Annotated in this window: 13 protein-coding genes; 9 read left to right on the top strand and 4 right to left on the bottom strand. The window is 70.8% G+C overall.

Translation table 11 applies throughout. The features are described 5' to 3' along the window. Positions 1-36: 36 nt before the first annotated feature. Entirely contained in the window at positions 37-324 is a 288-nt protein-coding gene (locus HKD39_RS09290; protein ID WP_171199588.1) for a WhiB family transcriptional regulator, read from the bottom strand. Positions 325-728: 404 nt separating this feature from the next. Between HKD39_RS09290 and HKD39_RS09295 the strand changes: the two genes are divergently transcribed. From HKD39_RS09295 to HKD39_RS09330, 8 genes are all read left to right on the top strand, one after another. Beyond that, positions 729-1,328 carry a response regulator transcription factor gene (locus HKD39_RS09295; protein WP_171199589.1) on the top strand — a complete coding sequence of 200 codons (600 nt, stop codon included), beginning with the start codon at positions 729-731 and terminating at the stop codon, positions 1,326-1,328. A gap of 161 nt (positions 1,329-1,489) precedes the next feature. After that, the gene (shbA, locus tag HKD39_RS09300; RefSeq protein WP_425488438.1) at positions 1,490-2,083 is read left to right on the top strand and encodes an RNA polymerase sigma factor ShbA; all 594 of its coding nucleotides are present in this window, start codon (positions 1,490-1,492) and stop codon (positions 2,081-2,083) included. After that, positions 2,080-4,161: a hypothetical protein gene (locus HKD39_RS09305; protein WP_171199590.1), complete on the top strand. Its 2,082-nt coding sequence runs from the start codon at positions 2,080-2,082 to the stop codon at positions 4,159-4,161. The genes shbA and HKD39_RS09305 overlap by 4 nt, the downstream gene beginning before the upstream one ends. Before the next feature lie 48 nt (positions 4,162-4,209). Next, positions 4,210-5,853, top strand: a complete 1,644-nt coding sequence (gene guaB / locus HKD39_RS09310; RefSeq protein ID WP_171199591.1) for an IMP dehydrogenase — start codon at positions 4,210-4,212, stop codon at positions 5,851-5,853. A 100-nt stretch (positions 5,854-5,953) separates the two neighbouring features. Then, positions 5,954-7,087: a GuaB3 family IMP dehydrogenase-related protein gene (locus tag HKD39_RS09315; protein ID WP_171199592.1), complete on the top strand. Its 1,134-nt coding sequence runs from the start codon at positions 5,954-5,956 to the stop codon at positions 7,085-7,087. Beyond that, positions 7,087-8,136 carry an ROK family protein gene (locus HKD39_RS09320; RefSeq protein ID WP_171199593.1) on the top strand — a complete coding sequence of 350 codons (1,050 nt, stop codon included), beginning with the start codon at positions 7,087-7,089 and terminating at the stop codon, positions 8,134-8,136. The genes HKD39_RS09315 and HKD39_RS09320 overlap by 1 nt, the downstream gene beginning before the upstream one ends. Then, on the top strand, positions 8,129-9,496 hold the full coding sequence (nagA, locus tag HKD39_RS09325; protein ID WP_246232321.1) for an N-acetylglucosamine-6-phosphate deacetylase: 1,368 nt from the start codon (positions 8,129-8,131) through the stop codon (positions 9,494-9,496). Before HKD39_RS09320 ends, nagA begins: the two co-directional genes overlap by 8 nt. Continuing rightward, entirely contained in the window at positions 9,493-10,356 is an 864-nt protein-coding gene (locus HKD39_RS09330; RefSeq protein ID WP_171199594.1) for a tetratricopeptide repeat protein, read from the top strand. Before nagA ends, HKD39_RS09330 begins: the two co-directional genes overlap by 4 nt. Before the next feature lie 43 nt (positions 10,357-10,399). Here the strand turns inward: HKD39_RS09330 and HKD39_RS09335 are convergent, their stop codons facing one another. Together HKD39_RS09335 and HKD39_RS09340 are read right to left on the bottom strand one after the other, a co-directional pair. Further along, the gene (locus tag HKD39_RS09335; protein WP_171199595.1) at positions 10,400-11,143 is read right to left on the bottom strand and encodes a C39 family peptidase; all 744 of its coding nucleotides are present in this window, start codon (positions 11,141-11,143) and stop codon (positions 10,400-10,402) included. 222 nt (positions 11,144-11,365) lie between these two features. Then, the gene (locus HKD39_RS09340; protein ID WP_171199596.1) at positions 11,366-11,752 is read right to left on the bottom strand and encodes a MerR family transcriptional regulator; all 387 of its coding nucleotides are present in this window, start codon (positions 11,750-11,752) and stop codon (positions 11,366-11,368) included. Positions 11,753-11,841: 89 nt separating this feature from the next. On the opposite strand from HKD39_RS09340, the gene HKD39_RS09345 reads away from it, so the two are divergent. Further along, positions 11,842-12,693: a polysaccharide deacetylase family protein gene (locus HKD39_RS09345; RefSeq protein ID WP_171199597.1), complete on the top strand. Its 852-nt coding sequence runs from the start codon at positions 11,842-11,844 to the stop codon at positions 12,691-12,693. Positions 12,694-13,022: 329 nt separating this feature from the next. Here the strand turns inward: HKD39_RS09345 and HKD39_RS18780 are convergent, their stop codons facing one another. Further along, positions 13,023-13,358, bottom strand: coding sequence for a hypothetical protein (locus HKD39_RS18780; RefSeq protein WP_212754336.1), 336 nt, complete (start codon positions 13,356-13,358; stop codon positions 13,023-13,025). Positions 13,359-13,388: the final 30 nt, after the last annotated feature.

Below are 13,388 nucleotides of genomic sequence, written 5' to 3' on the forward strand. Positions count from 1 at the left end.
CGCGCTCGGCTGCCGCCGGCGGGCGGACCGGGCGGCTCAGGACGAGTGGTGCGTGCGGTTGATGATCGCGGCACGCTCGCCCTCGGACATGCCGCCCCAGATGCCGTAGGGCTCCTGGACGGCAAGGGCGTGGGCGCGGCACTGCGACAGCACCGGGCAGTCGAGGCAGATCGCCTTCGCCTTGGCCTCACGTTTCGCGCGGGCCGGCCCGCGCTCGCCCTCGGGGTGGAAGAAGAACGAGCTTGCCATCCCCCGGCACGAGCCGTGCAGCTGCCAATCCCACAGGTCAGCACTCGGGCCAGGGAGCCTGCGCATGTCTGCCATCGGAACGCCTCTCGTCCGGATGCGTTGACCGAACTGCTTGGTCGGGCGCGTGACTGCCGCGGTAGCTCGACGCCGATGTCGTGGACGTGGCGCCGAAACCTGACCCGACCAACCAGGTGCGGTGCTTGCTTGTCGATCTTGGAACTTAAGCCGCTTGGCGCCGCACGACAACACCCCTGAGGTGAACAGGGGGCGACGGCAGCTGATCTTGTTTTCCCGCACAGTCGTGCAGCGTGTGCGCTCTGTTGTCGCAGTACCCCGTTCGGGGACAAAACGACGCCGTACTGCCTCGTTGGGGGTAGCCGCCTACCGCCAAATGTGGTGTACTTCATCCTGTTGGGCGTGGCGCGATGGGCGTTACGGGAGTTTCTGTCGCCCGGTGGGATGAAATGGGGCTTCATCAAATGACGAGTGTGCTGATTTGCGACGAACGCCGGACTGCCCGCGACGGGCTGACCAAGGTGATGTCGGCCGTCAGCACCGTCGACGAGGTCGATTGCGTGTCGTCCGGCGACGAGCTGCTCGGCCGCTTCGGGCGGGAGCCGGCCGACCTGGTGCTGATCGGTACCCAGCGGGCCCTGACCAGTGGCATCGAAGCCACCCGCAGGCTGCTGGCCCTGCACCCGAACGCGGTGGTCATCGTCTTCGGCTCGCCGGACGACACCGCCTCCATTGCGGCCGCCATCGCCTGCGGCGCCAGGGGCTTTCTGCGCTGGGACGCCAGCCGGCCGGAAATCCTCGCCGCCATGTCGGATGCGCTGTCCGACGCGCGTTTCTCGGCGCAGCGTGGTGAAGCCATCGAGGCCGAGTCGCCGCTCACCGAGCGGGAACTGCAGGTGCTGCGTGGCATGAGCCAGGGCCAGTCGAACGCCGAGATCGGCAAAGAACTTTTCCTTTCCGAAGACACCGTGAAGACGCACGCGCGCCGTTTGTTCCGTAAGCTCGGAGCCCGTGACCGCGCCCAAGCGGTCGCGGTGGGGTTCCGTCGCGGGTTGGTCGCCTGACTCCCGTCCGGCCCCGGTACGAGGTCGCCGCAGCTGCCGCAGGGCGTGGCCTCGCAGATCCGTTGGCAGGTCGGTCCGAACTGTGGGGAGTGACGCCGGTGGCGCGAGCCGTGGCCGGGACAGCGCCGTCAGCAACGCATTCCGCGGTCGCTGCCGCACCCGTGACCGTGCCGGACGACCTTGTCGAACGCGCCCGCCAGGGCGGTCCGGCGCTTGAGCGTCTGATCGAACTCATCCATCCGCAGATCGTGCGGTACTGCCGCACCAGGGTGGCACCGGGGCAGCGGGCGCCGGTCGGCGCCGACGACATTGCCCAAGAGGTATGTCTCGCAGTGGTTTCCGCGCTACCCGGCTACCAGCCGGGCCGAGCGCCGTTCATGGCGTTTGTGCACGGCATCGCCAGTCACAAGATCGCCGACGTGCACCGCAAGTCCAGCCGGCTGCCGAGCGTTCCGGTGCCAGAGGTCCCCGACGCCCCTGGCGACGACCAGGGCCCGGAAGATCTGGTGATGCGCACCGAAACCGCTAAGCGGATCGAGGCCCTGATGCGCACCCTGCCGCGGGCCCAACAGGAGGTGCTGCGGCTGCGAGTGGTGGTCGGCATGTCGGCCGAACAGACCGCCGACACCCTGTCGATGTCCGCCGGTGCGGTGCGAGTGGCACAGCACCGCGCGCTCAACCGGTTGCGGGCGCTGCTCACCGGCGCCGGCGAACAACCGGTCGACGTCGGCGGCTGGCGAGAGGTGACGGGATGAGCGCGCGCCGCGGCGGGCACCTGCCGGCCACCGACGTGCATGCGGTGGTGCTGGACGACGCCTTGCTCGACCGGATCGCCCGCGACGCCGGTGATGCCGCCGGTGCCGCCGGTCTCACAGCGCGGGACTTCGACGATCCCGCCGCCGAGTTGCTCGCCCAGTGGCGCGCCGAGTGCCTGGCCGCACCCGTTCCGGCAGCGCCGCGCCGCGGGGTGCTCACCCGCGCCCTGCGCAGCGGCGCCGCCTCCAAGGCGATCCGTACCTCGTGGCGCGCGGTGGCCAGCATCGCCGCGTCGCTGACGCTGCTGGTGGGTACCACCACCGCGGTCGGCGCGCGCAGCGCAGAGCCCGGCGATGTGCTGTGGCCGGTGGCGGAATGGCTGTACGCCGACTATGCGGCGTCGGTGTCGGCTGCCGTCGAGGCCCAGCAGGCGTTGTCGGCCGCGCGGGCCGCGCTGAACGACAACGACCTTTCCGGTGCCAGGCAGGCGCTGTCCTCCGCGCGGCGTGCCCTGCCGCAGATCCGGGAGCAGAACCGCCGCCGCGAGGTGCAGTCCGAGCTGGACAGGTTGGCCGGTTCCGTCGGCGAGCCGCCCAAGAGCGACGGCCCGGACGAGCCGGTCGGTCCCACCCAGAACGCGGCCGGCGCCGGCGCCGACGGCAGCCATCCGGTCATCCGCAGGGCCCAGGTGCGTTCGGCGGAGACCGGCGAGTTGAACGGCGGCGCACCGCAGCTGCCGCTCGGTAGCAACCTGCCGGTGGGCCCTGGCGGTGGTGCGTTCGGGTCAGGTACCTCCGGCATGACGGACCTTCCGGTGCAGCCGGCCGGGCCGGGAGTGTCGGTCGCCGGTTCACCGGACAGCGCGTCCGGTCCCGCCGGCGTGGGCGCCGGGCAACCCGCCGGTCGATCTGTCGGAGCGCCGGCCCGCAGGGCGGACAACCCACCCGCAGCCGTCCCGCATCAGCCGGCTCCCGGACGGCAGAGCGCCAACCGCCGGAACAGCAACCAGCAGGACACCAACCGGCAGAACACCAACGGACGGAACAACAACGGGGGACAGAACAACACCAGCGCCGGTCGGCCGGGCAGCACCGCGCCCGCACCCACCACCGCGGCTGCGCACACGACGGCGCCGGCGGCCACCAAGCCGTCCGCGGGGCTGCCACCGGTGCGACCGCTGGTACCGGCTCCGGGCGGGCCGGCGCCACGGCCGATCGTCAGCGTGCCGTCGTCCCCGAACGCGGCCGGCACGGTCGCGCCACCCACCACTGCGTCGTCGCAACCGGGCACGTCACGACCGGGCACCTCGCAACCGGGCACCTCGCAGCCGGGCAAGCCGCGCCCGCCGCGCCCCGCACAGCCGGGCGGCTCGTCGGTGGCCGGTACTACCTCCGCGAGCAGCAACGCCAGCGGGACCAGTACCGCGCCAGGGCGCGATGGTTCCGGCGGTTCCAAGGGTTCCGGCGGTCACAAGGGTTCCGGCGGTTCCAAGGGTTCCGGCGGTCACGGTCGTCCGGGGTCGGCGTCCGGCCACGGCCAGCAGCCGAACCCGATCAAGGGCGGCAACCAGCCGTGGAAGCCCGGCACCGGATGGCAACCGGTGCCCAGCCGCGACGTAGCAGCCTCGTCGTCGAGCCTGCCGTCGAGCACGTCAGAGACTGCGCTGCCCGAGGCGGGCACGTCGGGCGCTGAATCGGCAGCGCTGAGCGAGCAGATGTCGACCGAACCCGGCGCCACCGGAAGCGGATCCACCGATGCCGGATCCGCTGACGTCGGGCCGCCCGTCACGCTGCCGCAGCCGCACAGCGACAACGCGCCGGAGTCCGCTGCGGCGCAACCTGCCGGGCCGCCGCCGCTGCCCGAGGTGCCGACCAGCTCGGCCACCGGCGGCCCGGCGCCCGGCGCACCGGCAGACGCGACCGCCGACCAGCCGGCCGTCCACTCACTGGCCCCGGACCAGCCGACCGTCCACCCACTCACCGCGGACCAGCCGAGTACCGACCGGCCCACCACCGGTCGCGACGGAAGCAGCGCGACGCCGCCCGTGGCCAGGAGCACAGCACCGCAGCCTCGCTGAGCGCCCTTCCGGGCGGGGGCGTTCACCGTCGCGTCCTAGGATGAGGTGATGACATCGACCCTGCAGGGCGCCGTCACCACCGGCCCGTCGGACTCGTCAACCACCAGCAGTCAGTCGGCGCCGCTGCCGGCTGATCCGGCCGGCCTGCCCCCGGCCGAGCCGGACACCGCCCGCGCCGGGATCGCGCCGGGCGACGATGCCAAGTTCGCCGAAACCGGCCTCACCTACGACGATGTTCTGCTGCTACCGAACGCGTCGGACATCATCCCCAGCGACGCGGTCACCCGGACCAGGCTCACCCGCAACGTCACACTGAACATTCCGCTGGTGTCCAGCGCGATGGACACCGTGACCGAGTCGCGGATGGCCATCGCGATGGCACGCCAGGGCGGCATCGGGGTGCTGCACTACAACATGGAGCCGGACGCGCAGGCCGCCCAGGTCGAGATCGTCAAGCGGTCGGAGGCCGGCATGGTCACCAACCCCGTCACCTGCCGGCCGGACGCCACCCTGGCCGAGGCCGACGAGCTGTGCGCGCGGTTCCGGATCTCCGGAGTCCCGGTCACCGACGGCCCTGGCGGCCGGTTGCTCGGCATCATCACCAACCGCGACATGCGCTTCGAGACCGACTTCAGCCGGCCGGTCCGCGAGGTGATGACCCCGATGCCGCTGGTGACAGCCCCGGTGGGGGTGTCCGGCGACGCGGCGCTCGGTCTGCTGCGCAAACACAAGGTGGAGAAGCTGCCGCTGGTCGACGCCGACGGCAAGCTCCGCGGGCTGATCACCGTCAAGGATTTCGTCAAGACCGAGCAATATCCGTTGGCCACCAAGGACTCTGACGGCCGGCTGCTGGTGGCCGCCGCGGTCAGCGTCAACGAGGCTGCGTTCCAGCGAGCCATGGGCCTTGCCGACGCCGGGGTGGACGTGTTGGTGGTCGACACCGCCCACGGGCACTCCAGCGCTGTCGCCGACATGGTGGCGCGGCTGCAACGCGAGGTGGGATCGAAGGTGGACATCGTCGGCGGCAACGTGGCGACACGGGCCGGCGCGCAGGCGCTGATCGACGCCGGCGCCGACGCGGTCAAGGTCGGTGTCGGGCCCGGGTCGATCTGTACCACCAGGGTGGTCGCCGGCATCGGCGTTCCGCAGGTCACCGCCATCCACGAGGCGGTGAAAGCCTGTGCGCCGGCGGGAGTTCCGGTGATCGGCGACGGTGGTCTGCAGTACTCCGGCGACATCGCCAAGGCCATCGCGGTCGGTGCCAGCACGGTGATGCTCGGTTCGCTGCTCGCCGGTGTCGAGGAGTCTCCCGGCGAGACGGTGTTCGTCGCCGGTAAGCAGTACAAGACCTACCGCGGCATGGGATCGCTCGGTGCGATGGCCGCCCGCCAGCCCGGCAGTCAGACCGGCGGCGGCTACTCCCGCGGCCGGTACGGGCAGGACGACGTGCTCTCCGACGACAAGCTGGTGCCGCAGGGCATCGAGGGACGGGTGGCCTATCGCGGCCGGCTGGCCGGCGTCGCCCACCAGCTGATCGGCGGCTTGCAGGCCGCGATGGGCTACACCGGGTCACGTACCATTGCCGAGCTGCAGCAGGCGAAACTGATCAAGATCACCGGTGCCGGGCTGCGGGAATCGCATCCGCACGACATCACCATCACCGCCGAGGCGCCGAACTACTTCGACCGCTGAGTCGCCGTTTCCCGCTGCCGTCCTTGACGGGCGTCGGCGGCCGCCACCCACCAGCGCCGAGGCTGCTCGGCGTTGACCACTGCGAGGACGATCCGGAGTCATGAACGAGACCGTTGAGATCGGCATGGGCCGCACCGCCCGTCGCGGCTATCGCCTGGACGAGGTGTCGGTGGTGCCGTCCCGGCGCACCCGCTCGTCGTCCGAGGTGTCGACCAGCTGGCAGATCGACGCCTACCGGTTCGAGATCCCCTTCATCACGCAACCGTCCGATGCGCTGGTCGACCCGGCCGGCGCCGTTGCGGTCAACGCCCTCGGCGGCCTCGGCGTGATCGACGGGGAGGGGCTGTGGGCGCGGCACGCGCAACCGGAGCGGGAGCTGGAGAAGCTGTTGCGGCTGTTGAACTCCGGCGAGGCCGACGAGGCCGAGGTGGTGGCCGCCGTGCAGCAGGCCTACCAGCCCGAGGTGCAGCTCGATCTGCTCACCGAGGCCATCGGCACCGTCAAGGACGGCGGCGGTACCGTCGCCGTCCGGCTGTCGCCGCAGAACGCCGGAACCCTTGCCCAGCAAGTGATTTCGGCCGGCGTTGAGCTGCTGATCATCCAGGGCACCATCGTGTCGGCCGAGCATGTCCAGGGCGGCGGCGGGGAACCGCTGAACCTGAAGAGCTTCATCGCCGACCTCGACGTCCCGGTGATCGTCGGCGGCTGCACCAACTATCAGACCGCCACCCACCTGATGCGGACCGGCGCCGCCGGGGTGATCGTCGGCACCGGCGCCGGGCTCACCACCAGCACCAGCGAGGTGCTCGGCATCGAGGTGCCGATGGCCACCGCGATCGCCGACGCCGCCGCAGCCCGCCGCAGCTACCTGGACGAGACCGGCGGGCGGTACGTGCATGTGATCGCGGCCGGCGATCTGTATTCCAGCGGCGACATTGCCAAGGCCATCGCCTGCGGCGCCGATGCGGTGATGCTTGCGGATCTGCTCGCCGAATCCGATACCGCGCCCGGAAAGGGTTGGTACTGGCCGGCTTCCGCATCGCACCCGCGGCTGCCGCGTGGTGTCGCCGGGCTGATCGGCGCCGCGGACACCCCGCTGGAGCAGCTGTTGCAGGGCCCAGCGGTGGACGCCTCCGGCCGTTCGAACCTGTTCGGCGCGCTGCGCCGGTCGATGGCCAAGGCCGGCTACTCCGACCTCAAGGAGTTCCAGAAAGTCGGACTGGCCATCAGCTGATGATCGCCGCACCGTTTCCAGTATCCGATCCCGGCGGCTCGCCGCTGCCGATTGCTCCTGGCGGGCAACGAGTTCGCAGCGACCTGGTAGCTGCCATGGACGTCGGCGGAACGTCGATCAAGGCCGGTCTGGTAGCCGCCGACGGCACCGTGGTGCGGGAGGCAAGGCGCCCGACCGGGGCCGAGGGCGGAGTGCCTGCGGTGATCGACCGGATCCTCGGCTTCGCCGCCGATCTTGTTGCCGGAGAACAGGTCAAGGCGATCGGCATCGGGGTTCCCGGCATTGTCGATTCCGCCGCGGGCATCGCCAGGTACGCGGCCAACCTCGGCTGGCGGGACGTGCCGATCGTCCAGCTGCTGACCGAGCGGGTCGGGCTGCCGGTGGTGCTCGGCCACGACGTCCGGCTCGGCGCACTCGCCGAGGCCAGGGTCGGCGCCGGCGTCGGCGCCGCCTCGATGTATTTCATCGCTATCGGTACCGGTATCGCCGGCGGGCAGGTGACCGGGGGAGCCGTCGACAACGGCGCCACCGGGCAGGCCGGCGAGGTTGGGCATCTGGTGGTGCGGCCCGGCGGGCGACTGTGCAACTGCGGCAACCACGGCTGCCTTGAGACGGTGTCGTCGGCCAGCCGGATCGGCCAGAGCTACTCGCTGCTGCGCGGCACCGACGCCTCCAGCACCTCCGCCCGCGAAGTCGCCGAGCTGATGCAGGCCGGCGACCCGATCGCCATCCAGGTCTGGGACGACGCCATCGCCGCGCTGGCCGACGCGCTGGCCGCCGTCACCGTGCTCACCGACCCCGGCCGCATCGTGCTCGGCGGTGGGCTTTCGCTGGCCGGCGAGCTGCTCACCGACCCACTGGCCGAGGCGTTGGCCAGCAGGATGACGTTCCGCAGCCCACCGCCGATCGCGGTGACCCAGCTCGGCGACCGCGCCGGTCTGGCCGGCGCCGCCATCCTGGCCTGGGATCACCTGCGGCATCAGCCGTCCACCCTGGGCGAGAGCATGTCGGCGGTAGCGGCGGGTGAGGGGGGCACGGCCGATGACTGAGAATCAAGCGCGTCCTGAGCGCACTGAACGTCCGGAGCACCCGGCAGGTCCTGAGCAGCCGGCAGGTCCGGAGCACCCGGCTCGTCCTGAGCGCGCGATGCTGTTCACCGGCGGCAACATCGTGACCCCGACGGCGGTGATCCCGGACGGTTGGCTGCTGGTCTCCGGCGGCCGGATTGCCGCGCTCGGCACCCTGCCGCCCGGCGGTCTGGTGCCTGCCGACCCGCGCATCCCGGCCGACGCCGAGCAGGTGCCGCTGGCCGGGCGCTGGCTGCTGCCCGGCTTCATCGATCTGCACGTGCACGGCGGCGGTGGCGCCGCTTTCGACTCCATCGCCGACGACCCGACCGCCATCGAGCGCGGTCTGGCGCTGCACCGCCGGCACGGCACCACCCGCTCGCTGGTGTCGCTGGTGACGGCGCCGCTGCCGTCGCTGACCCGCACCACGGCGGCGGCAGCCGAGTACGTGGCCGGCGATCCGCACGCGCTCGGCCTGCACCTCGAGGGTCCTTTCCTTTCCGAACTGCGCCGCGGGGTGCATCCTGCCGAGCTGTTGCTGGACCCGGAACCCGCTGCGCTGCAACAGTTGCTGGACGCCGGCGCCGGGCAGGTCAGGGTGCTGACGCTGGCGCCGGAACGCCCCGGCGGGCTGGACGCGGTGCGGCAACTGGTCGACGCCGGAGTGCATGCCGCCGTCGGGCATTCCGATGCCGGGTACGACGTCGCGGCCGCGGCGTTCGCCGCCGGCGCCGATCTGGTGACGCATGCCTTCAACGGCATGCGACCGCTGCATCACCGCGACCCCGGAATCGTTGCTGCGGCGATGGATTCGCCGACCGACGTGGTGATCGAGGCGATCAACGACGGCGTGCACCTGCACCCGGCGACCGTGCGACTGCTGCGCTCGATCGCGCCGGATCGGCTGGCGCTGATCACCGACGCGATGGGCGCTGCCGGCGCCAGCGACGGTGAGTACCGGCTGGCCGGGTTGCCGGTTCGGGTGGTGGACGGCACGGCCAGATTGGTGCCGCCGCCGGATGCCCCGGTCGGAACCGTTGGTTCCATCGCCGGTTCGACGCTGACCATGGACCGCGCCGTTGCCCTTGCGGTGCAACGGGTTGGCATGCCGGTGCTGGACGCGGTGAACGCCGCCTCGCTGGTGCCGGCCCGGCTGCTCGGGGTGACGGACGACTACGGCAGCGTGGCGACCGGCAGGGTCGCCGACCTGGTGATCGCCGACGCCGACTTCACCGTCTGCGCGGTACTGGCCGCCGGCCGGTGGGCGGACGAGCGCCGGATCGGGTCCGGCCCGGCCCCTGCCCAACGCGCCACGTCGCGGTCCGGCGGTGGGGCCGGATGAGCTCCGACGAGGTCGAGGGCCTGATCGCCCGAACCTGGCGGTTCGACGCCCCTGAGGACTCCGCGGCGCAGTTCGCGCTGCTGGCCGATCGGGCCGACGCCGGTAGCTGTGCCGCCGTTGTGCTGCGCTCCCAGCAGGCCAGGGCGCTCGGGCTGGCCGGCCGCGTCGCCGAGGCCGACGCGCTGCTGGACGAGTGCGAGAGCCACATCGGCACAGCGGAAGCTGAGGGTGCCAACCGTCGTCATGCCAGGGCACGGGTGTTGATCGAGCGGGGGCGGCTGCGCAACTCGACCGGCGAACCCGCCGCCGCGGCGCCACTGTTCGAGCAGGCCGAACAGCAGGGGTCCGCGGCCGGGGTGCCGGGGCCGGCGCTGGACGCCGTGCACATGCAGGCGATCGTGGCCGGGGCGCTGGGCGATCACCAACGTGCCGAGCGGCTGAACCGACGAGCCCTCGCGGCGGCCCGCAACAGCGCCGACCCGGCCGCCAGGGCCTGGGCCGGATCGCTGCTGAACAACCTGGGCTGGACCCTGTTCGACACCGGCAGGCTGGACGAGTCGCTCGAGGTGTTCACCGAGGCGGTGGCGGTGCGCGCGGCCGATCGCGATGCCGGCGGCCGGGATCGCACCGCCGAAGCGGAATGGGCGGTCGGCCGGGCGCTGCGGGAGTTGGGCCGCACCGACGAGGCCGGCGCGCTGCAGCAGCGGTTGCTGCGGCGCACCGCCGACCCGGCCGTTGCCGCCAGCCCTGGCCTTGCGGGGCTGATCCGCGAAGAACTCGCGGCCCTCGGATCGCCGACCCATGCAGCCGCGGCGGCTCGCGGCATCCGTCATGACCAGGCGGACATCACCCTCACCTGATCGGCCGCCCGAACTCGTCCGCAAGCTCGTGATTGCCGCTGGATCAGGCGCTGTAACCCTTCGGCGGGATCAGGGTGGCGAACTGGTTGAACGAGAGCCAATAGGTCGCCGTCGGGGCGAATCCTGCCGAGTCGGCGATCAACACGTCGCGGGTGTCGGGGTTGTACCCGATGGCGGTGAAGTAGTGCCAGATCGTGTAGTTCGGGTAGCCCGGCGGGTGATTGTTGGCCGGTGCCACGATGTTTGCCACGATCGCGTACCCGGAGTTGATGTCGAGGGTGACGTCCCGCCACAGCAGATCCCGCTGCGCCTGGGTGGGCGGATCGTTGGGCAGCTCCTTGGTCTCGTACCAGCCGACGTAGCCGGACAGCACCCTGGTGACCTGCCCGATCCAGTCGGTGCCGTTGGTGGTGGTCGGCAGTTCGTTCGCCAGCTGCTGCTGGGTGCGGTAGACACCCCGCGCCGACAGCGCGATCCTGGTGGCAGCCGGGCCGCACCAGTAACCGGTCTCCTGGTACTGGAAGTCGATGTTCAGCACCACATTCGCCTGGGTGGACGCGGCGTCCAGCTGCTGCCGGACCTGCCGTGCCAGCTCAGGTGTGTTGCGCCGCAACGCGGTTGCTGGAATACGTTGTGGCTCAGCTGTTGTGAGGGCGCCCGCGGTGGGAGCCGGAGCCTGGGCCGGCGCCTGGGCCTGCGCCGAGCGGGAGCCGGCCAAGGTGACGGCTCCCGATGCGGCAACAGCTCCCGCGACGGTGAAGAACCTGCGGCGATTGGGTGCGGTCATCGGTGGCGACCTGCCTCTCGGTGATCGACAGAACCCGCCGCGCACATTTGTTACGGCGGCACTGCCGTACGGGTAGCTTTCCTACATCGCGAGCCTATGTCCATCCGCCGGGGGTGGCGAGTGCTGGGGCATCACTCGTCCGCGTGAAACCTGCGCCGGCGGCTACCGTCAGGAAGCGGTGAGCGTCAGGGGAAGCGGTTGCCGTCAGGAAGATGGTTACCGTCAGGAAGCAGCGGCGCCGGCGGGTGGGAGCTCGTGTTCCGCGGTGGCGATCACGTCGTCGAGGACCGCGCGCGAGGTGCGCAGGTCCCTGATGGTCCGGTCGATGCGCCGGCGCTCGGAGCGCAGATCGTCGAGCAACTGCTGGGTGGCCAACTCGTTCGGCCCGCCGTCGGCATCGCGCATGCACGGCAGCAGTGCGGCGATCTTCTTGCTGTGCAGCCCGGCCGCGAACAACTGCTGCAGCAGGATCACCCGGTCCACCGCCCGCTCGTGGAACTCCCGGTGCCCACCAGGGGTGCGCTCGGACACCAGCAGCCCCTGCTGTTCGTAGTACCGCAACGACCGCTCGCTGACTGCAGTGCGATGCGCCAACTCTCCGATGCGCATGGTGACCTCCGGGCCCCGAGCAGTGGTGGACTCGCACTGGTGGATCCAGGCTTGAACCTTACATGGATGTCACATTTTACCGTCGAGCCATGACAACGGAACTCTTCGCTTACCACCCGATCAGCGACCGCCCCGCCCTGCACTGGCCGGAAGGCAAACGCGTTGCCTTCTATGTCGGTCTCAACATCGAGCACTTTCTCGATGACCGGCCGTCCACCAGCATCTGGCCGAGCCAACTGGTACCGGATGCCCTCAACTACGGGTGGCGCGACTACGGCGCCAGAGTGGGCATCTGGCGCACCATCGACATCCTCGACCGCCACGGCGTCAGGGCCAGCGCGCTGCTGAACTCGATGGTGACCGATGCCAATCCGCAGATCGTCGCCGCCGGGGTTGAGCGGAACTGGGCGTGGCTGGCCCACGGCGCGACGAACTCGACGCTGCACACCGGGCTGGAGCTGGAAGCCGAGCGCACGCGGTTGACCGAGATTGTCGACACCATCGAGTCCGCCACCGGCACCCGGCCCCGCGGCTGGATGGGCCCCGGACTCACCGAGACCGCCAACACCCCGCGGTTGCTCGCCGAGCTCGGGCTGAGCTACCTGCTGGATTGGACCAACGACGACCAGCCCTACCGGCTGACGGTGCCTGGCATGCTGAGCGTTCCGTACTCCGTCGAGCTGAACGACCTGATCCTGTTCCAGCGCGGGCTGACCGGACCGGATTTTCTGCAGATGGTGCAAGACCAGTACCAGGTACTGCGCGACGACGCCGCGAACGGCGGCCGGGTGATGGCGTTGGCGCTGCACCCCTTTGTGATCGGGCAGCCGTTCCGCGCCAAGTACCTGGACCTGGCGCTGGAATACCTGGTCGCGCAGCCAGACATCTGGATCACCACCAGCGACGACATCGCCGAGCACTTCCAGCGGACCGCTGGATAGCGCTGTCCCGGCCGACCGGCCGACCGGCCGGCCGACCGGCCGGCCGACCGACCGGCTGGCGCCGCGTGGCTGGCGCCGCCTGGCTGGAGCATCCCGGGTTTCAGCTCCAGCCGCAGAACCAGTCGGTTTCGTGACGGATCGGCTCGCCGGGGTGTCGGTTCTGCTGGTGGTGCTGAAAGTTGCGGCTCAGACCTGCGCGGCCAGGCGGCGCCAATGCGCCCCGGTTCATCACCTGCTGCAGCAGTGCTCGTTTTCCGGCGGGTTCGGTGGGAGATCGGCCGCTGGTGCAGCGTTTGATGAATCGGCGCGGTGTGGGTGCTGCCGGGTTTTCAGCTCCAGCCGCAGAACTGGGCGTTTTCGTGGTGGATCGGCCGGCCGGGGTGTCGGTTCTGCTGGTGGTGCTGAAAGTCGCGGCTCAGAGTCGGGTGGCCAGGCGGCGTCGATGCGCCCTGTTCATCATCTGTTGCAGCAGTGTTCGTTTTTCGGCGGGTTCGGTCGGAGATCGGCCGCTGGTGCAGCGTTTGATGAATCGGCGAGGTGTGGGTGCTGCCGGTTTTCAGCTCCAGCCGCAGAACCGGTCGTTTTTGTGGCGGATCGGACGGCCGGGGTGTCGGTTCTGTCGGTGGTGCTGAAAGTTGCGGCTCGGACCGGGCGCGCGGCCGCATGTGGACGTCGATGGTGCGGCAGGGCGGCAC

Source organism: Nakamurella aerolata, from assembly GCF_013002705.1.
Classification (GTDB): Bacteria; Actinomycetota; Actinomycetes; order Mycobacteriales; family Nakamurellaceae; genus Nakamurella; species Nakamurella aerolata.

Coding starts and splice junctions, on each gene's coding strand:
- HKD39_RS09290 (WP_171199588.1), bottom strand. CDS start 324: ATGGCAGACATGCGCAGGCTCCCTGGCCCGAGTGCTGACCTGTGGGAT.
- HKD39_RS09295 (WP_171199589.1), top strand. CDS start 729: ATGACGAGTGTGCTGATTTGCGACGAACGCCGGACTGCCCGCGACGGG.
- HKD39_RS09305 (WP_171199590.1), top strand. CDS start 2,080: ATGAGCGCGCGCCGCGGCGGGCACCTGCCGGCCACCGACGTGCATGCG.
- guaB (WP_171199591.1), top strand. CDS start 4,210: ATGACATCGACCCTGCAGGGCGCCGTCACCACCGGCCCGTCGGACTCG.
- HKD39_RS09315 (WP_171199592.1), top strand. CDS start 5,954: ATGAACGAGACCGTTGAGATCGGCATGGGCCGCACCGCCCGTCGCGGC.
- HKD39_RS09320 (WP_171199593.1), top strand. CDS start 7,087: ATGATCGCCGCACCGTTTCCAGTATCCGATCCCGGCGGCTCGCCGCTG.
- nagA (WP_246232321.1), top strand. CDS start 8,129: ATGACTGAGAATCAAGCGCGTCCTGAGCGCACTGAACGTCCGGAGCAC.
- HKD39_RS09330 (WP_171199594.1), top strand. CDS start 9,493: ATGAGCTCCGACGAGGTCGAGGGCCTGATCGCCCGAACCTGGCGGTTC.
- HKD39_RS09335 (WP_171199595.1), bottom strand. CDS start 11,143: ATGACCGCACCCAATCGCCGCAGGTTCTTCACCGTCGCGGGAGCTGTT.
- HKD39_RS09340 (WP_171199596.1), bottom strand. CDS start 11,752: ATGCGCATCGGAGAGTTGGCGCATCGCACTGCAGTCAGCGAGCGGTCG.
- HKD39_RS09345 (WP_171199597.1), top strand. CDS start 11,842: ATGACAACGGAACTCTTCGCTTACCACCCGATCAGCGACCGCCCCGCC.
- HKD39_RS18780 (WP_212754336.1), bottom strand. CDS start 13,358: ATGCGGCCGCGCGCCCGGTCCGAGCCGCAACTTTCAGCACCACCGACA.